Raw genomic sequence first — 16,889 nt, 5'->3', positions numbered from 1 at the left:
ATGCCCTCCCCCGTCGCCCCCCGTCTGACCACCCTGCTCGAGCCGCTGGCCGGCGGGCCGCTGCCGGTGCACGTCGTCGCCTGGGACGGGTCGACGGCGGGCGCCGACCCGCGCTCCCACCCGACCGTGCGGCTCACCAGCCCCCAGGCGCTGCGGCGTCTGCTCTGGGCACCCGGCGAGCTCGGCGCCGCCCAGGCCTTCGTCACCGGCGAGGTCGTCGTGGAGGGTGAGCTCGGACCGGCCCTGACCGAGGTCAGGGACGAGCTCGCGCGCCGCGCCCCCCGGCCGACCCCGGCCGAGCGGGCCAGCGCGCTCGCCGGGCTGGGGCTGCTGGCCAAGGACCTCGGCCTCATCGGGCGACCGCCCGCGCCACCGGCCTCCCAGGCGGTCGTCCGGGGACGCCTGCACAGCCTGACCCGCGACCGGGCGGCGATCAGCCACCACTACGACCTGTCCAACGACTTCTACGAGCTCGTCCTGGACGCGCGGATGGCCTACTCGTGCGCCTACGTGACCGCGGACGGGGCGGACCTGCTCCGTGGCCGGGAGGACGCGGCATACACCCTCGAGCAGGCGCAGTCCGACAAGCTGGAGCTGGTCTGCCGCAAGCTCGGGCTGCACACGCGCCCGGAGCAGCGGCTGGCCGACGTCGGGTGCGGCTGGGGGTCGCTCACCCTGCACGCCGCCCGGGAGCACGGCGCCCGGGTGACGGCGGTGACCATCAGCCGAGAGCAGCAGGCCTTCGTGCAGGCCCGCGCCGACGAGCAGGGCGTGAGCGACCGGGTCGACGTGCGGCTGCAGGACTACCGGGAGGTGCCGGAGTCCGGCTTCGACGCCGTGGCGTCGATCGAGATGGGCGAGCACGTGGGCGACCGCAACTACGCGACGTACGCCGCGACGCTGCACCGGCTGGCCGCCCCGGGCGCCCCCGTGCTCGTGCAGCAGATGAGCCGACCGGGCCGCAACCCCGGCGGGGGGCCGTTCATCGAGTCGTTCATCGCCCCGGACATGTCGATGCGCCCGGTCGGCGCGACGGTGCAGCTGCTGGAGCGGGCGGGGCTGGAGCTGCGCGGGGTCGAGGCGCTGCGCGAGCACTACGTCTGGACCATCCGCTCCTGGGAGGAGCGGCTCCGCGGGCGCCGCGACGAGGTCGTCGCCCTGGTCGGCGAGGAGGTCACCCGGGTCTGGGAGCTCTATCTCGCGGGCGCGGCCTGGACCTTCGCGGCGGGCCGGATGGGCGTCGACCAGCTGCTCCTGCGGCGGCCCGAGCGCTGAGGCCCGGCCGCCGGGCTCAGGGCGCCGGCGTGGCGGTGATGACGAGGTTGTCGGTGTAGCTCCCGGCACGCTCGGACCACTCGCCGGTGCAGGTGATGAGCTGCAGGCGCTGCTCTCCCTCACGGTCGAAGAGGTCATCGACGGGAAGCTCCTTCTTGTCGGTCGTCCGTCGGGCGGTGACGACGTAGTCGAGCCGGGAACCGTCCTCCCGGACGATGGTGACCGGGGTGCCCTTCTCGGCGCCGTTGAGGGCGAGGAAGGCCCCGGGGCCCTCGAGGTCGTCGACGTGACCGGCGATCACCGCGGAGCCGTCCTCCCCCGGGGCAGGCCCGTGCCGGTACCACCCGGCCCGGTCGGCGTCCTCGGGGATCTCCATGAGCCCGTCGCCGGTGACGCCGACGGCGTCCAGGGGCACGTCCAGGCCGAGGGTGGGTGCCAGCAGCCGCGTGGGGGCCGGGGGTCGCTGCGCGGCGGTGGCCTCCACCGAGGCGTCCCGGACGTCGGGGGCGGGCACGACGACCCGCGGGGCGTCACGCCCCGCGGGTGCGTCGTCCCCTCCGCCCCCCGGCGGCGCCGCGGTGGGGACAGGGTCCACCGCGGCGCCCGGTGCTGCCGGACCGGTCGAGGGCGCCGGGGCGGGCGGCCCGAAGTCGGCAGCGGCCGGGAGCGGCCCTCGCTGCAGGCCCCACAGGGCCCCCAGGACGACCGCGAGACTGAGGAGCAGGGCCGCCGCCGCGGCCGGCGAGAGCCGGCCGCGGCGGGGCTGGGTCCGGGGCAAGGGTCAGGCGACCTCGCGACGGACCAGGCGGCTGCCGGCGAGCACCGCGCCCGCAGCGCCGGCCATGAGGAGCACGGTGAGCACCCCGGTCGAGGTGGCGATGCCACCCTGGCCGGACGGCACGCCACCCGGGTCGCCGTGCAGGCCGTCGATGGTCTGCACGGCCAGGTCGAGGGTGCCCTCCTCGGCGGAGCCCCACGCGTAGACGATCGTGTTGGTGCCCTCGGCGAGGTCCAGGTCGGCCGGACCGATGACGACGTCCTCGGTGCCCGCGAGCACCACGTCCGCCGACACGGTGCCGGCGTCCAGGTCGAGGACCTCCTCGTTGGGGTTGGTCAGGCCCTCGATCACCGGGCTGCCACCCGCACGGACGTCGACCGCCGGGGCGGCGGCGGCGTGCCGGACGGTGAGCCGGGACTGGCCGGCGTCCAGCGTCGAGGTGTCGTTGACGAAGGCGGACAGCATCGGGGTGCCGTCCTCGGCCAGGTGGGCGGCCAGGGTGAGGTTCGCGCCGCCCGGTACCTCCAGGCCCTCGGCGGAGATCGCCGGCTCGGCGGACTCCGGGTCGTCGCCGTCGGCGTAGACCGCCACGTCGTAGGTGCCCTCGGGCAGCATGAGGGGGTCGGTCAGCGTCCCCGGCTCGAAGTCGGGGACGGTCTCCTCACCGTTGACGTAGACGTCGACGGTGAGCCCGGGGACGGCGTGCAGGACGGAGACGGTCGCCTCCCCACCGTCCTCCATGGCCATGGCCGGGGTGGCGAGGGCCGCCGTACCGGCTCCGGCCAGCAAGGCCGCCGTGGTGGTCGCAGTGATCTTCCGCATGAGGGGTGCTCCTTCATCGCAGCTGGGGCAGACCTGTTCTGCCCTCACCCCCCACTACGTCCGGACCCCCGGCTGCGGATTCAGCCTTTGTCCACAGTTTGTGCGAAAGCTGTGGATCAGGCCCGAGATCTGCGGTTGCGAGGGCCCCGAGGGCGGTCCATAGTGGAAAAACGTTGAACACACATTGGACGTGTTCCCCGATGCAAGGAGCTGAGCATGAGCGAGCAGCACGGACAGATGACCGGGACGAGCGGCGAGGCCGTCTCGTGGACCGACCTCGGCAAGGAGATGTGGAACTACCTGACCGGTCAGGGTGCGGCGATCAACTACACGTTCCAGGACATGTCGGTCGAGGTGCCCCGCGACACCGGCCCGGACGCACCGCGCGCCACCTGGAAGCTGGACGGCACGCTGCGGATCACCACCGAGGACCGCGAGCACCAGGGCTGAGTGATGGCTGAGCAGCTGCGCGTCGAGGCCGACCTCACGCTCACCGTCTCCACGTCCCCGTCCGAGGACGGCGCCCAGGACGACGGGCTGACGGCCCGCATCCGGGGCACCGGGTCGCAGATCGAGGTGATGATGGACAGGCTGGTCGGGCTGCCGCTCGGCATGGGGAGGCGGCAGGCCACCGACCTCGCCTCCGACATCGGCACCCTCGCGGCCGAGGCCGGCCTGACCGTGGTCGTGTCCGGCCCGGACGGGCCGGTCCTCGCCCTCGGCGACGTCCGCTCCCGGCTCCTGGACCGCGCCGTCACCGGCTCCCGGCACGTGGCGGTGCGGGACCGCAGGGCTGCGCTGCGCATGATGCGACGCTCCGGCGAGGCGGGTCCCTCGCTGGCCGACCTCACACCCCCCAGCACCCCGTGGCCCCCCGTCCCCCTCGTGCCGACGGGGCGACCTCGCCGGGTCACGACCACCCACGACCCGCTCGGCCGGGGTGACCCGCGGCTCGTCTACTACCTGCCCCCGGGTCCCGAGCAGGGCAGCCCGCGGCAGACGGCATACCTGCTCCGGGGCACGACGACCATCGGCTCGGACCCGGGCAGCGACGTCGTCGTCCCCGGGTTGGCGCCGCACCACGCCGAGGTCCGGCGCAACCCGACCGACGACGAGTACCTCGTGCACGCCGTGGACGGGGACGTGTCGGTCGCCGGGGCGGTCGTCGGAGAGGGTGTGGTCCTGCGCACCGGGGCCACGGTGACGTGCGGCGAGCAGCGCTTCGTCTACGTCCGCGAGGAGTTCGCCGACCACGGCCGTCCCTACGGCGGCCGGGAGGGCGGGGAGTTCAGCCGTCAGCGGCCCCAACGGCGGCCGGAGCGCTACGAGCGCTGACCCGCGGAGACCTCGGGGCCCGCGCCGGGCTCAGGACAGGAAGCCGCGCAGCAGGGACGCCGTGCCCTCCAGGTGCTCGCGCATCGCCTCCGTCGCGTCCGCCGGCCGCCCGTCCAGGACCGCCGCCACGACCGCCTCGTGCTGGTCGGTGGAGTGGACGAGGTTGGGGGGCAGCAGCGGGATGCGGTCGAGCATCCCGGTGACCCGGTCCCGGACGTCGGCCACCACCCGGGCCAGGCTGGGCGAACCGCTCAGCTCGGCCAGGGTCAGGTGCAGCCGGGCGTCGAGGGGACGGTACTGCTCCACGCCGGCCGCGGCGCAGTCCGCCGCCACGTCCTGCACCCGCTGCCGCTCCTCGACCGTCAGGTCCCGGGCGGCGGCCAGGCCGGCCGCCGCGGGCTCGACGATGGCGCGCAGCAGCAGCAGGTCGTCGACCTCCGCCGGGTCCAGGGCCCCCTCCCCGCGACGGCGCGGCAGCGTCGCGGCGACGTGGGTCCCGCCGTACCGGCCGCGGCTCACCGTGACGTAGCCCGCCTTCTGCAGCTCGCCCAGGACCTCCCGCAGGGTGGTCCGCGACACCCGCAGCGACTCGGCCAGCTCCCGCTCGGCCGGCAGCTTGGCCCCGGGCGGGAAGGTGCCCAGGTGCAGCAGCCGGAGCAGGTGCTCGGTCGTCTCCTCGAAGACGTTGCCGCTGCGCACCGGGCGTACCCACGGTGGCTCTGAGGAGGACATACGGCCAAATCTAGGCTCCCGCACCCCTTGACGGGGTCGCCCGGACCCGACCAGACTCGACCCACACCAATGGACCACACCTGATCCATTGATCTCAGGGAAGGCTTCCCCATGGCCAAGCGCAGGGTCGACTACCAGAACGTCGCGGACGACTACCACCAGCACCGGCAGCTCAAGAAGGGGGCGGCCGGCTGGGTGCTGCTCGCCGGCCTGGGGGTCAGCTACGTCATCTCCGGTGACTTCGCGGGCTGGAACTTCGGCATCGACGAGGGGGGCTGGGGCGGCCTGCTCATCGCCACCGTGCTCATGGCGGTGATGTACACGTGCATGGTGCTCGGGCTGGCCGAGATGTCCTCGACGCTGCCCACCGCGGGCGCCGGCTACGGCTTCGCCCGGCGCGCCCTGGGCCCGCTCGGCGGCTACGCGACCGGCGTCGCCGTCCTCATCGAGTATGCCGTCGCGCCCGCCGCCATCGCCGTGTTCATCGGCGGCTACGTCGAGGCCCTGGGGCTGTTCGGGTTGACCAACGGCTGGCCGATCTACCTCGTCGCCTACCTCATCTTCATCGGGCTGCACATATGGGGAGTCGGTGAGGCGCTCAAGGTGATGTTCGCCATCACCGCCATCGCCGTCGTCGCCCTGGTGGCCACGGTCGTCGGCCTGCTGCCGCACTTCCGGGTCGACAACCTCTTCGACATCGCCGCGACCGACGCCGCCGGGGCCAGCAGCTTCCTGCCCTACGGCTTCGCGGGCGCGCTCGCGGCCCTGGTCTACGGCATCTGGTTCTTCCTCGCCGTCGAGGGGGTGCCGCTGGCCGCGGAGGAGACCTCCGACCCCAAGCGCGACATGCCGCGCGGGATCATCGTGGCGATGAGCATCCTGCTCGTCTTCGCCGCCTTCATGCTCCTGCTCGTGCCGGGATCGGCGGGCGCGGAGACGGTGCGCGACTCGGACAACCCGCTCCCGCTGGCGCTGCGCACGGCCCTGGGCGAGGACTCCGCGATCGCCGGCTTCGTCAACTACGCCGGGCTCGCGGGGCTGGTGGCGAGCTTCTTCTCCATCATCTACGCCTACTCCCGGCAGCTGTTCGCCCTGTCCCGGGCCGGTTACCTGCCCCGGGTGCTGTCGCTGACCGGCTCCCGCAAGACGCCGTGGGTCGGCCTCCTGGTCCCCGGCACGATCGGCTTCCTGCTCGCCGCGATCACCCAGAACGGCGCGCTGCTCATCAACATCGCGGTCTTCGGCGCCACAGTGTCCTACGTGCTGCTCAACCTCTCGCACATCGTGCTGCGCCGCCGCGAGCCCGACCTCGAGCGCGGCTACCGCACCCCCGGCGGTACGGTGACGACCGGCATCGCGCTCGTCCTCAGCGTCGTCGCCGTCATCGCCACCTTCGTCGTCGACATCCTGGCCGCCGGCATCACCGCGGCCGTCTTCGCCGGGTTCCTCGCCTACTTCTGGTTCTACAGCCGCCACCACCTCGTCTCCTCCGCCCCGGAGGAAGAGTTCGACCAGATCAGCTCAGCCGAAGGAGACCTCCGATGACCCACCCCCGCAGCGAGCGCATGCTCACCGTGGACCAGCTCCGGGCGGGGGTCGCCGACGAGAGCATCGAGACGGTGATCGTCGCCTTCACCGACATGCAGGGCCGGCTGCAGGGCAAGTACCTGCACGCCCCCTACTTCGTCGAGCACGCGCTGGGGCACGGGGTCGAGGGCTGCAACTACCTGCTGGCCGTGGACCCCGAGATGAACACCGTCGACGGCTACGCCATCTCCTCCTGGGAGGCGGGCTACGGCGACATGGAGTTCACCCTCGACACCGACACCATCCGCCGGGTGCCGTGGCTCGAGCGCACGGTGATGGTGCAGTGCGACCTCGCGCTCACCGACGGCTCCCCGGTGCCCATGTCCCCGCGCTCCATGCTGGCCTCGCAGGTCGAGCGAGCGGCCGGGCACGGGTGGTCGGCGGTCGCCGGCACCGAGCTCGAGTTCGTCGTCTACCGCGACTCCTACGAGGAGGCCTGGTCCAAGGGGTATACCGGCCTCACCCCGGCGAACCAGTACAACGTCGACTACTCGATCGTCGGCTCCGGTCGGGTGGAGCCGCTGCTGCGCCGGATCCGCAGCGACATGTACCAGGCCGGCATGACCGTGGAGTCGGCCAAGGGCGAGTGCAACTTCGGCCAGCATGAGATCGGCTTCCTCTTCGACGAGGTCGTCACCACGTGCGACAACCACAGCGTCTACAAGACCGGCGCCAAGATGATCGCGGCCCAGCTCGGTCAGTCCCTGACGTTCATGGCCAAGCCCAACGAGCGGGAGGGCAACTCCTGCCACATCCACCTCTCGCTGCGCGGGCTGGACGGGTCGACGATCTTCTGGGACGAGGACGGGCGCACCCCGCTCTACGACCACTTCATCGCCGGCGTGCTCGCGACGATGCGCGAGTTCACCCTCTTCTACGCCCCCAACATCAACTCCTACAAGCGCTTCGCCCAGGGCTCCTTCGCGCCCACGGCCGTGGCGTGGGGTCAGGACAACCGCACCTGCTCGGTGCGCACCGTCGGCGAGGGCTCCGGCGCCCGCATGGAGAACCGCGTGCCCGGCGGGGACTGCAACCCCTACCTCGCGGTGGCGGCGATGATGGCCGGTGGGCTGCACGGCATCGAGCAGGAGCTCGAGCTGGAGCCGATGACGACCGGCAACGCCTACGAGTCCGACGCGCCGCTCGTGCCGCACACCCTGCGCGAGGCCCGCGACCTCTTCGCCGCCTCCGAGGTCGCCAGGGAGGCCTTCGGGCAGGACGTGGTGGACCACTACGTCAACATGGCGGACATCGAGATCACCGCCTTCGACGCGGCGGTCACCGACTGGGAGCTGCGGCGGGGGTTCGAGCGCCTGTGACGGACCGCCCACGCATCGGGCTGACCACCTACTACAAGGAGGCGGCCTGGGGAGTCTGGCGACGGCCCGCGGCGATCGTGCCGGCCGTCTACGTCGAGGGGGTGGCCGCCGCCGGTGGCATGCCGCTGCTGCTGCCGCCCGTGGGGTCCGACACCTCGGTGCTCGACGTGCTCGACGGGCTGGTCCTCATCGGCGGGGCCGACGTGGACGCGACGCAGTACGCCGCCACGCCCCACGCGAGCACCGCGCCCGAGCCGGTGCGGGACGCCCCCGAGCTGGCGCTGGCGCGCGCGGCCCTGGAGCGGGGGGTGCCGCTGCTCGCGATCTGCCGCGGGGTCCAGGTGCTCAACGTCGCCCTCGGCGGCACCCTCGACCAGCACCTGCCGGACCGGCTGGGGCACACGGCATACCAGCCGAGCCCGGGCGTCTTCGGGGAGGTGACCTTCCGCACCGAGCCCGGGTCCCGGATCGCCGAGGTCCTGGGGCCCGAGGCGGCCTCGCCGTGCTACCACCACCAGGGGGTCGACCGGGTCGCCGACGGGCTCGTCGTCACCGCGCGCTCGGCCGACGGGGTCGTCCAGGCCCTGGAGCCCGCGGACTCCCCCGGCTGGGCGGTCGGCGTGCAGTTCCACCCGGAGGAGAACCCCGCCGACCGGCGCCTCTTCCACGCGCTCGTCCACCAGGCCACCACCCGCCCCCGCACCGCCACCCCCCGACGTGGACAGAGCCATCTGGGGGACGGGCACCAGGAAGCGATGTCCAGATCCGCAGCAGAAGAGGAGAGATCGACCGTATGAGCACCACCGACGTCGTCGACCCGGCCACCGAGGAGGTCATCACCACCCTCGAGCTCGCCGACGAGGAGCGGACCGATGCCGCCGTCGAGGCGGCCCACCGGGCCTACCAGACCTGGCGCGAGGTGAGCCCCGCCGACCGGGCGCGGCTGCTGCGCCGCTTCGCCGCGGTCGTCGACGACCACGTCGAGGAGCTGGCCCGGCTCGAGGTCGCGAACGCCGGGCACACCATCGGCAACGCGCGCTGGGAGGCGGGCAACGTCCGCGACGTGCTCGCCTACTACGCCGGCGCGCCGGAGCGGCCCGGCGGCGAGACCATCCCGGTGGACGGCGGCGTCGCCATGACCTTCGCCGAGCCGCTCGGGGTGGTGGGGGTCATCGTGCCCTGGAACTTCCCCATGCCCATCGCCGGGTGGGCCATCGGGCCGGCGCTCGCCGCCGGCAACACCGTGGTCCTCAAGCCCGCCGAGCTGACCCCGCTCACCGCGATGCGGCTGGCCGAGCTGGCCCTGGAGGCGGGGATCCCCGAGGGCGTGCTGCAGGTGCTCCCCGGCGCCGGGTCGGTCGTCGGCGAGCGTTTCGTCACCCACCCGCTCGTCCGCAAGGTGGTCTTCACCGGGTCCACGGCCGTCGGCAAGCGGGTCATGGCCGGGTGCGCCGACCAGGTCAAGCGGGTGACCCTCGAGCTCGGCGGCAAGAACGCCAACATCGTCTTCGCCGACGCCGACCTCGACGCGGCCGCCGCCGCCGCACCCGGCGGGGCCTTCGACAACGCCGGCCAGGACTGCTGCGCCCGCTCGCGGCTGCTCGTGCAGGCGGACGTGCTCGACGCCTTCCTGGAGCGGCTCGAGCCCGCGGTGCGCGGCTTCGTGTGCGGACCACCGGGCGAGGACGCGAGCGGTATGGGTCCGCTCATCTCCGCAGGCCAGCGGGAGACGGTCGCGGGTTACGTCCGCGACGCCGAGGTGCTCATCCAGGGCAGCGCCCCGGACGGCCCCGGCTTCTGGCACCCGCCCACGGTCCTGCGGACCCGGGCCGAGGACGACCCCGCCTTCACCGAGGAGATCTTCGGGCCGGTGATCTCCGTGCTGCCGTTCCGCGACGAGCAGGACGCGCTCCGGATCGCCAACGACACGGCATACGGGCTCGCCGGCTCGATCTGGACGCGTGACGTCGGACGGGCGCTGCGGGTCGCCCGGCGGCTGGAGGCGGGCAACCTCGCCGTCAACAGCCACGCATCCGTCCGGTACAACACTCCCTTCGGGGGCTTCGGGCAGTCGGGGCTCGGCCGCGAGCTGGGCCCGCACGCGCTGGAGTCCTTCACCGAGACCAAGACCGTCTTCATCGCCACCGGCGACTGACCTACCAGGAACGAGGCACGACATGAGCACGAGCATCGACCTGACCCAGCGCCTGGCCGGCCGGGTCGCCGTCGTCACCGGAGGCGCCAGCGGCATCGGCCTGGCCTCCGCCCGCCGCCTGGCCGCCGAGGGCGCCCGCGTCGTCCTGGCGGACATCTGCGAGCAGTCCGTCGGCGAGGGGCTGGCGCAGGAGCTCGGCGGGCTCTTCGTCCGCACCGACGTCACCGACGCCGAGCAGGTGGAGCGGCTGTTCACCACGGCCAAGGAGACCTACGGCAGCATCGACATCGCGTTCAACAACGCGGGCATCTCGCCGCCGGAGGACGACTCCATCCTCAGCACCGACCTGGAGGCCTGGCGACGGGTCCAGGAGGTCAACCTCACCAGCGTCTACCTGTGCTGCCGGGCCGTGCTCCCGCACATGCTCGAGCAGGGACGGGGGTCGATCATCAACACGGCCTCCTTCGTGGCGGTCATGGGGGCGGCGACCTCGCAGATCTCCTACTCCGCCTCCAAGGGCGGGGTGCTGTCGATGACCCGCGAGCTCGGGGTGCAGTTCGCCCGCGAGGGCATCCGGGTCAACGCGCTGTGCCCCGGGCCGGTCGACACCCCGCTGCTGACCGAGCTCTTCGCCTCCGACCCCGAGCGGGCGCAGCGGCGGCTGGTGCACGTGCCGATGGGTCGCTTCGGTCGACCCGAGGAGATGGCCGCGGCCGTGGCTTTCCTCGCCAGCGACGACAGCTCCTTCATGACAGCCTCCGAGTTCCTCGTCGACGGCGGGATCAGCTCGGCCTACGTCACGCCCCTCGCGGGCTGACCGCGGCGGGCCGAGGAGGCCGCGCCTAGGCTCAGCCCATGGCCGAGGGTCACGCCGTCCACGGGATGGCTGCGCGGGTGCGCCGGCTGGTCGGTCAGCCCGGCCGGTCCTCGGGGCCGCCGGGCGAGGCCTTCGACCCGGCCGTCCTCGACGGCCTGGCGATCGGTGGCGCCGACGCGCACGGCAAGCACCTGCTCGTCCCGGTGGCCGGCTCCCCCTGGACGGGGCACCTCCACCTCGGCATGCACGGTCGCGTCTCGGTGCGCCGCCACCGGAGGGCCCTCGGCGCGGACGGTCTGCCCCGGACCGACCCGCCCGTGCCGGAGGGTCTGGCCTGGAGGTTCCTCACGGCGTCCTTCCTCCTCGAGGTGACCCGGCCGACCATCTGCGAGGTGCTGGACGCCGAGGGGGTGGCGGCGCTGCACGAGCGGCTCGGGCCGGACCCCCTGCGCGACGACGCCGACCCCGAGGCGGCGGTCGCCCGCCTGAGTCGCTCACGGCGGGCGCTCGGGGTGCTGCTGCTCGACCAGGGCGTGGTCTCCGGCATCGGCAACGTCTACCGGGCCGAGCTGCTGTGGCGGGCCCGGATCGACCCGCACTCGCCCGGCCGGGCGGTCCCGCCCGAGGCGCTCGAGGCGCTGTGGCAGGACGCGATCGACCTCATGACGGTCGGGCTCGGAGCGGGCTGGATCGTCACCGACCCGCGACAGCTCAGCGATGCGCGCGACCTGCTCACGCGCGGGGAGCCGGTGCCCCGCTGGCGCCGGCGCTACGCCGTCTACCTGCGCCGTGGCCGGCCCTGCCCACGCTGCGGCGAGACGGTCCGGGCCGAGCGGATGGGGCTGCAGACGGCCTACTGGTGCCCCGGCTGCCAGGTGCTGCACCCATGAGGACTCGGCGGACCCGACATACAGGGAGGTGCTCGCCGGGTGTCCCCGGCGACCCGCGCCCGGGGCGTCAGGGATCCGTGCGGACGAGGAGGGTGTCGGCGAAGCCGACGGCATCGGCCCCGTCGGGCCGGCTCACGAAGGCGTAGTCGCCCTCGCGGTCGGGTGCCTCGAAGGTGACGAAGGTCCGGGCCGGGACGTCGACGTCGAAGGCGCCGCCGCCGTCGCCGTCGGGACCGTCCGCGGTGATGGTGGCGTCGGCGTCGCTGCTGTTGTAGACGGTCACCCGCTGACCGGGTCGGACGGCCGCGGTGACGTGGAAGCGCTCGGCGTCGACGAGCACCGTCACGGACAGGTCGCCGTGGTCGTGCCCGCTCATGTCCTCGACCAGCGGCTCCTCGGAGGGCTGGGCGGTCCCAGCCCCGTCCGGGGCTCCGGGGTCGTCGGCGGTCCCGGGGTCGCCCCCGTCCTGCGGGGCGTCCTCGCCCTCGGCCGTGCCCGGCGCGTCCGCGCGGGCCCCGGGGTCCTGGGGTGCGGAGTCCTGCAGGGGATCCCCCTCCGGGCTGGCCGACGGGGCCGGGGCCGGCGAGGCGCTGAGCGCCACCGAGACCGCGACCGTCAGTGCCATCAGGGCGACCTCGACGGCCCCCAGGCGCACGAACGTCCCGGGCCTCCCTGCCGCCAGCGCCGGGATGGTGGCTCGGCGGTGCTGGGCTCCGAGGAGGGCCAGGACGGCCAGCAGCAGGCTCTTGACGACCAGCAGGTGCACCCACCCCTGCCCCGCCCACGACCAGGAGGGGGCCCCGGCCACCAGCAGGGCGGACGCCACCCCGGACAGCAGGAGCAGCAGGACGCAGCCCAGGGCCAGGGCGCTGAACCGGCGCACCGTGTCGACGCGTCCGGTCCGGTCCCGCCCGTGCAGGAGCACCGCGGCCAGACCACCCACCCACAGGCTCGCGGCGAGGATGTGGACCGACAGCGCGAGCACGGCCGGCACGTGGTTGCCGGCCGCCGCGGAATGGCCCGCGAGCACCGCCGGCACGATGACCGCGCCGCAGGCAGCGACCAGGAGCACGCCGGCCGCTGCCCGGTCCCGGCGCGCGGGGCGGCGGCGCAGTGCCGCACTGCCGACCACGACCAGCAGGAGCAGGACGACGACGCCCAGGGTGGACCGTCCGACCGGCAGGGCGGTGAGGACCGCCAGCACGGACTGGGTGGACAGCCGCCAGACCGGCACGCCGTAGATGGTGCTCACGGTCAGCACCAGGGCCACCAGCTCGGCGGCCAACCAGCCCGAGGCCGTCCAGGAGGCGCCACACAGCGAGCGGAGTGAGCCTGGCGAGGGCCCCTGGGGGGTCGGGACCACGAGCGCCGCGGAGAAGAGGAGCTGACCGATGGTGAGCACGGCCAGCAGCCGGACCGCGAGGTCGGCCACGGGGAGCCCCCAGCCGGTCAGGGCACCGGCGTCGGGAAGGTCACCCGGGGGTGGGGCCGGGGCCCCGCCCCCCACGAGGAGGGCGAGGACCAGGGCGACGACGGAGGCGGCGGCCAGGACGGTGACCAGGGTGCCGACGCCCGGGTGCCGAGGCGCCGCCCCGACGTCCGACCCCGCGGGGGACGGCAGGACCTCGCGCGTCCCCTCGTCGACCGGACCTCCGACCTGGGCGGGCGAGGGCCGCTCCAGCGGCGACAGGGCCACCGGATCAGACCTCGCGGGCGAAGGCGATGATGTTGTCGTCGAAGTGGCCGGTGGTGTCGGAGTAGGTGCCGCCGCAGGTGATGACGCGCAGCTCGGGTCCGGTGGTGTTGCCGTAGACCTGGGCGGTGGGGAAGGTGTCCTTGGGGAACTGGCGCAGGTCGTAGATCTCGAAGGTGGCGGTGGTGCCGTCGGCGCGGGAGACCTCGACGGTGTCGCCGACCTGGAGGCGGGCGAGGTCGAAGAAGACCGAGGGGCCGGCGGCGCCGCTGACGTGGCCGAGGATGACGGCGGGGCCGTCCTGGCCGGGGCGGGGGGATCCGTCGTACCAGGCGGCGGAGTCGTAGTCCTGGCCCTCGGGGACGGCCAGCGCCCCCTGGTCGTCCAGGCCGAGGTGCAGCAGGTCGGAGGTGACGCCGATCGCGGGGATGGACACCGAGGCGGGCTCGGCGACCGGGGCGACCTCGTCCGTGGGCTCGGAGGCCGGTGCCGAGGGCTCCGGAACGTCGTCGTCGGCGTCCGCGCCCTCGTCGACGTCGTCGCGGGGGCCCTGGGTGGCGCCGGAGTCGTCGTCGAGGTCCTGGGTGGGTGCCTGGCGCGGGTCGGCCGGTGCCGGGGGCGCCGGGTCGGTCGTGACCGAGGGGGTGTCGGCCAGGCTCGGGGGGGCTGGCGTGGGCGGCGGCCCGGAGACCCCGACCGCCACGGCGGTGCCGCCCCCGAGCATGAGCACGAGGGCGGCCACCGTGGGCAGGAGCGGACCGCGACGCCGGGCAGCACGGTGCACGCCCGGCCGCCCGACGTCGTCAGTCATCAGCTGGTCCTGGTCAGCTCTGGTCGGCGCTGCGGCGACGCGACACGAGCAGCGCACCACCCGCGGCGAGGGCCACACCACCGGCGGCGATCAGACCGAGGTTCTGACCGTCGACGGGAGCCTGGCCGGTCTCGACACCGCCACCGGGGACGCCACCCATCTGGGAGACCTCGACCACGCCGCACAGGGCGGGGTCGGTGGCCTCACCGGGCAGCGCGGGGTCCAGGTCGGACATGCCGCGGTCGCCCTCGTCGTAGGCGCCGCTGCCGTCGTGGTCCACACCGTGGACGACGACGACGGCCTCGCCGTCGGCGAGCGCGTCCGCGGTCTCCTGGTCGACCTCGACACCGCCGCGGGAGTAGGACACGTCGTCACCGACACCGAAACGGTCGACGGCCAGGCCCGAGTCCGGGCTGGTGTCACCCTCGGTGGTCAGCGACACCTTGATGCCGCCGTAGGCGGGGCCACCCTCGGTGGTGGTGAGGAAGCCGTCGCCGTCCGCGTCGTCCTCGGCCGTCGGGCACATGTTGCGCGCGTCGCCGGCGTAGTGGATGTGGGCGGCGTGCGGGGCGTCCGCCAGCAGGCCCTGGTAGGCCAGGGTGAAGTCCAGCGTGGTGCCGTCGAGGGTGATCATCGCCGAGCCCGAGCCCGGGGCGTCGTTGACGGGGACCGGCTGCAGGTCGCCCATGCCCTCCCAGGCGCTCGAGGAGGCCAGGGCCGGGGCGGCGGTCATCATGAGGACGGCCGCACCGGCGGCCGGGACGGCGAGGAGCTTACGGGAGAGGTTCATCGAGACATTCCTTCTGTTCGGCCCGCAGCACGGCGTCGTGCGCGCCTACAGGCGGTGGTCACCCCCGTCAACAGGGGCTGCACACGGCATTCGGTGCCGGACACCCGGGCGGATTGGACCGGATCGAAGTTTTTTTCCCACGACGGCGGGACGTCGTGCCAGGAGGTCCCGACGCAGCCGGGATCAGGCCGGCGGGTCGTGCGGCCCCGGCCCCTTCGGTGCCTCGTCCGGACGGTGCGGAGCGGGGTCGTCGTCGTGCCTCGCCGGGTCCGACGCCGGGGGCGGGCCCGGGCTCTTCGGGGCGTCCGGGTCCGGCGCGGGGTCGGACGGGCGGTCGGGTCGGGTCGGCTCGGTGCTCATGGCAGCTCCCCTGAGGAAGGGTGGTGGATGGTCCAGCACCTCCGACCGTACTCCCGCACCGGCGGGCGCGCGGGCTGGAGGCACCTCCCGCAGGGGACGCGCCGGGCGACCGGCGCGAGGACGGGCTACCGTCGGGCCCATGACCGACCCCTCCCGCACGGCGGCGGACCTGGCCGCCGGGTACGCCGACGGCTCGCTGTCCCCTGCCGACGTCGTCGCGCGGGTGCAGCAGGTCGTCGACGAGCGGGAGGACCAGCTCAACGCGTTCGCCGTCCGCGACGACGCCGATGCCGTCTCGGAGCAGGCGGCGGCGTCGGCACGCCGCTGGGAGCAGGGCCGTCCCCTCGGCCCGCTGGACGGCATACCGGTCACGCTCAAGGAGAACCTCGCCCGCGCGGGCGTGCCGATGACCATGGGCTGCGCGGGCGTCACGCCGGTCGTCCCGGAGACCGACTCCCCGGTCGCCCGCCGCTGCCGCGAGGCGGGGCTCGTCGTCCTCGGCTCCACCGTCATGCCGGACTGGGGGATGCTCTCCTCCGGCGTGTCCAGCCGGCACGGCATCACCCGCTCACCGCTGGACCCGACGTGGACGACCGGCGGGTCCAGCTCCGGCGCGGGCGCCGCGGCGGCCGGCGGCTACGGCCCGCTGCACGTCGGCACCGACATCGGCGGCTCCATCCGGCTGCCCGGCACCTGGCTGGGGCTGGCGACCCTCAAGCCCAGCGCGGGTCGGATCCCGCTGCACGCGCCCTACCTGGGTCGGGTCGCCGGGCCCATGGCGCGCACGGCCCGGGACTGCGCCCTGCTCATGTCGGTGCTGGCCGGCCCGGACCCGGTCGACTGGACCTCGCTCCCGGAGCGACGGACGCCGTGGGAGGACCTCGACGTCGACGTCGCCGGGCTGCGCGTCGCGGTGTGGACGCAGGCGGGGTATGGCGTGGAGCCCGATCCCGAGGTCGTCGCCGCGGTGGAGGGCGCCGCCGGGCGGTTGGCCGCCGCGGGTGCGCAGGTGAGCAGGGTCGGGCCGTGGCTGACCCAGGACCTGCTGGACGGGGTCAACCTCTTCTGGCAGGCGCGGTCCTGGGCGGACTTCTCCCGGCTGGACCCGCAGGCGCAGGGCCGGGTGCTGCCCTTCATCGCCGAGTGGGTCGCCGGGGCGCGTGACCTCACCGGCACCGAGGTCATGGACGCCTACCACTGCTTCGCCGAGGTGCAGGCCCGCACGGTCGCCGCGTGGGCCGCGGCCGGTGACCCGGACGTGCTCCTGTCGCCGGTCGCCCCCGGGGTGGCCTTCCCCGCGGAGCAGCCCATGCCCTACCCCGACGACGGACGCGGCATGTGGCACATCAACTTCACCATGCCGTGGAACATGACCGGCCAGCCTGCCGGGACGGTCGACACCGCCCGGACCGCCGAGGGGAAGCCGGTGGGTGTCCAGGTCGTCGGCCGCCCCTTCGACGACCTCGGCGTGCTGCGGGTCATGCACCAGCTGGAGGCGGACCGCCCGACCCCCGGCTGACCGGCG

General features: G+C 74.1%; 17 protein-coding genes. 10 read left to right on the top strand and 7 right to left on the bottom strand.

What is annotated here, in order from left to right:
- Nucleotides 1-1,275 carry a class I SAM-dependent methyltransferase gene (locus Q0967_RS05825; RefSeq protein ID WP_298748668.1) on the top strand — a complete coding sequence of 425 codons (1,275 nt, stop codon included), beginning with the start codon at nucleotides 1-3 and terminating at the stop codon, nucleotides 1,273-1,275.
- 16 nt (nucleotides 1,276-1,291) lie between these two features.
- On the opposite strand, the gene Q0967_RS05820 is transcribed toward Q0967_RS05825, so the two are convergent.
- Together Q0967_RS05820 and Q0967_RS05815 are read right to left on the bottom strand one after the other, a co-directional pair.
- Nucleotides 1,292-2,053 carry a class F sortase gene (locus Q0967_RS05820; RefSeq protein WP_298748670.1) on the bottom strand — a complete coding sequence of 254 codons (762 nt, stop codon included), beginning with the start codon at nucleotides 2,051-2,053 and terminating at the stop codon, nucleotides 1,292-1,294.
- Between the two features lie 3 nt (nucleotides 2,054-2,056).
- The gene (locus tag Q0967_RS05815) at nucleotides 2,057-2,875 is read right to left on the bottom strand and encodes a DUF4397 domain-containing protein (RefSeq protein WP_298748672.1); all 819 of its coding nucleotides are present in this window, start codon (nucleotides 2,873-2,875) and stop codon (nucleotides 2,057-2,059) included.
- Nucleotides 2,876-3,091: 216 nt separating this feature from the next.
- On the opposite strand from Q0967_RS05815, the gene Q0967_RS05810 reads away from it, so the two are divergent.
- Both Q0967_RS05810 and Q0967_RS05805 read left to right on the top strand, forming a co-directional pair.
- Nucleotides 3,092-3,325, top strand: a complete 234-nt coding sequence (locus tag Q0967_RS05810) for a hypothetical protein (RefSeq protein ID WP_298748674.1) — start codon at nucleotides 3,092-3,094, stop codon at nucleotides 3,323-3,325.
- Nucleotides 3,326-3,328: 3 nt separating this feature from the next.
- On the top strand, nucleotides 3,329-4,210 hold the full coding sequence (locus tag Q0967_RS05805; RefSeq protein ID WP_298748676.1) for an FHA domain-containing protein: 882 nt from the start codon (nucleotides 3,329-3,331) through the stop codon (nucleotides 4,208-4,210).
- 30 nt (nucleotides 4,211-4,240) lie between these two features.
- On the opposite strand, the gene Q0967_RS05800 is transcribed toward Q0967_RS05805, so the two are convergent.
- The gene (locus tag Q0967_RS05800; protein ID WP_298748678.1) at nucleotides 4,241-4,942 is read right to left on the bottom strand and encodes a FadR/GntR family transcriptional regulator; all 702 of its coding nucleotides are present in this window, start codon (nucleotides 4,940-4,942) and stop codon (nucleotides 4,241-4,243) included.
- Between the two features lie 111 nt (nucleotides 4,943-5,053).
- Between Q0967_RS05800 and eat the strand changes: the two genes are divergently transcribed.
- Genes eat through Q0967_RS05770 form a run of 6 tightly spaced genes read left to right on the top strand, consistent with a single transcriptional unit; the run spans nucleotide 5,054 to nucleotide 11,710 of the window.
- A complete protein-coding gene (eat, locus tag Q0967_RS05795) occupies nucleotides 5,054-6,487 on the top strand; it encodes an ethanolamine permease (protein WP_298748679.1) in 1,434 nt (477 codons plus the stop codon).
- The gene (locus tag Q0967_RS05790; protein WP_298748680.1) at nucleotides 6,484-7,848 is read left to right on the top strand and encodes a glutamine synthetase family protein; all 1,365 of its coding nucleotides are present in this window, start codon (nucleotides 6,484-6,486) and stop codon (nucleotides 7,846-7,848) included. Before eat ends, Q0967_RS05790 begins: the two co-directional genes overlap by 4 nt.
- Entirely contained in the window at nucleotides 7,845-8,645 is an 801-nt protein-coding gene (locus Q0967_RS05785) for a gamma-glutamyl-gamma-aminobutyrate hydrolase family protein (RefSeq protein ID WP_298748682.1), read from the top strand. The genes Q0967_RS05790 and Q0967_RS05785 overlap by 4 nt, the downstream gene beginning before the upstream one ends.
- A complete protein-coding gene (locus Q0967_RS05780) occupies nucleotides 8,642-10,003 on the top strand; it encodes an aldehyde dehydrogenase (protein WP_298748684.1) in 1,362 nt (453 codons plus the stop codon). Before Q0967_RS05785 ends, Q0967_RS05780 begins: the two co-directional genes overlap by 4 nt.
- A gap of 40 nt (nucleotides 10,004-10,043) precedes the next feature.
- Nucleotides 10,044-10,820 carry a 3-oxoacyl-ACP reductase gene (locus tag Q0967_RS05775; RefSeq protein WP_298748781.1) on the top strand — a complete coding sequence of 259 codons (777 nt, stop codon included), beginning with the start codon at nucleotides 10,044-10,046 and terminating at the stop codon, nucleotides 10,818-10,820.
- 38 nt (nucleotides 10,821-10,858) lie between these two features.
- A complete protein-coding gene (locus Q0967_RS05770; RefSeq protein WP_298748686.1) occupies nucleotides 10,859-11,710 on the top strand; it encodes an Fpg/Nei family DNA glycosylase in 852 nt (283 codons plus the stop codon).
- Nucleotides 11,711-11,777: 67 nt separating this feature from the next.
- Here Q0967_RS05770 and Q0967_RS05765 read toward each other — a convergent pair whose 3' ends face one another.
- From Q0967_RS05765 to Q0967_RS05750, 4 genes are all read right to left on the bottom strand, one after another.
- Nucleotides 11,778-13,406 carry a CopD family protein gene (locus tag Q0967_RS05765; RefSeq protein ID WP_298748687.1) on the bottom strand — a complete coding sequence of 543 codons (1,629 nt, stop codon included), beginning with the start codon at nucleotides 13,404-13,406 and terminating at the stop codon, nucleotides 11,778-11,780.
- Between the two features lie 4 nt (nucleotides 13,407-13,410).
- Complete coding sequence (locus Q0967_RS05760) at nucleotides 13,411-14,214, bottom strand: class F sortase (RefSeq protein WP_298748689.1); 804 nt, start codon at nucleotides 14,212-14,214, stop codon at nucleotides 13,411-13,413.
- A gap of 13 nt (nucleotides 14,215-14,227) precedes the next feature.
- Nucleotides 14,228-15,004: a CHRD domain-containing protein gene (locus Q0967_RS05755; RefSeq protein ID WP_298748691.1), complete on the bottom strand. Its 777-nt coding sequence runs from the start codon at nucleotides 15,002-15,004 to the stop codon at nucleotides 14,228-14,230.
- Between the two features lie 183 nt (nucleotides 15,005-15,187).
- Entirely contained in the window at nucleotides 15,188-15,364 is a 177-nt protein-coding gene (locus Q0967_RS05750) for a hypothetical protein (protein ID WP_298748692.1), read from the bottom strand.
- Between the two features lie 139 nt (nucleotides 15,365-15,503).
- Here Q0967_RS05750 and Q0967_RS05745 point away from each other — a divergent pair, with 139 nt between their 5' ends.
- The gene (locus Q0967_RS05745; protein WP_299449500.1) at nucleotides 15,504-16,883 is read left to right on the top strand and encodes an amidase; all 1,380 of its coding nucleotides are present in this window, start codon (nucleotides 15,504-15,506) and stop codon (nucleotides 16,881-16,883) included.
- Nucleotides 16,884-16,889 lie beyond the last annotated feature (6 nt).

The organism is uncultured Serinicoccus sp. (assembly GCF_947500995.1).
In the GTDB taxonomy this organism is placed as follows: domain Bacteria; phylum Actinomycetota; class Actinomycetes; order Actinomycetales; family Dermatophilaceae; genus Ornithinicoccus.
Note: the sequence above shows the minus strand (reverse complement) of the source record. Positions and strands in the feature narration are given on the sequence as shown.

Bases quoted from the DNA above. Each gene is read 5' to 3' on its own strand.
- Q0967_RS05825 (WP_298748668.1), top strand. From the start codon at position 1: ATGCCCTCCCCCGTCGCCCCCCGTCTGACCACCCTGCTCGAGCCGCTG.
- Q0967_RS05815 (WP_298748672.1), bottom strand. From the start codon at position 2,875: ATGCGGAAGATCACTGCGACCACCACGGCGGCCTTGCTGGCCGGAGCC.
- Q0967_RS05810 (WP_298748674.1), top strand. From the start codon at position 3,092: ATGAGCGAGCAGCACGGACAGATGACCGGGACGAGCGGCGAGGCCGTC.
- Q0967_RS05805 (WP_298748676.1), top strand. From the start codon at position 3,329: ATGGCTGAGCAGCTGCGCGTCGAGGCCGACCTCACGCTCACCGTCTCC.
- Q0967_RS05800 (WP_298748678.1), bottom strand. From the start codon at position 4,942: ATGTCCTCCTCAGAGCCACCGTGGGTACGCCCGGTGCGCAGCGGCAAC.
- eat (WP_298748679.1), top strand. From the start codon at position 5,054: ATGGCCAAGCGCAGGGTCGACTACCAGAACGTCGCGGACGACTACCAC.
- Q0967_RS05790 (WP_298748680.1), top strand. From the start codon at position 6,484: ATGACCCACCCCCGCAGCGAGCGCATGCTCACCGTGGACCAGCTCCGG.
- Q0967_RS05780 (WP_298748684.1), top strand. From the start codon at position 8,642: ATGAGCACCACCGACGTCGTCGACCCGGCCACCGAGGAGGTCATCACC.
- Q0967_RS05770 (WP_298748686.1), top strand. From the start codon at position 10,859: ATGGCCGAGGGTCACGCCGTCCACGGGATGGCTGCGCGGGTGCGCCGG.
- Q0967_RS05760 (WP_298748689.1), bottom strand. From the start codon at position 14,214: ATGACTGACGACGTCGGGCGGCCGGGCGTGCACCGTGCTGCCCGGCGT.
- Q0967_RS05755 (WP_298748691.1), bottom strand. From the start codon at position 15,004: ATGAACCTCTCCCGTAAGCTCCTCGCCGTCCCGGCCGCCGGTGCGGCC.
- Q0967_RS05750 (WP_298748692.1), bottom strand. From the start codon at position 15,364: ATGAGCACCGAGCCGACCCGACCCGACCGCCCGTCCGACCCCGCGCCG.
- Q0967_RS05745 (WP_299449500.1), top strand. From the start codon at position 15,504: ATGACCGACCCCTCCCGCACGGCGGCGGACCTGGCCGCCGGGTACGCC.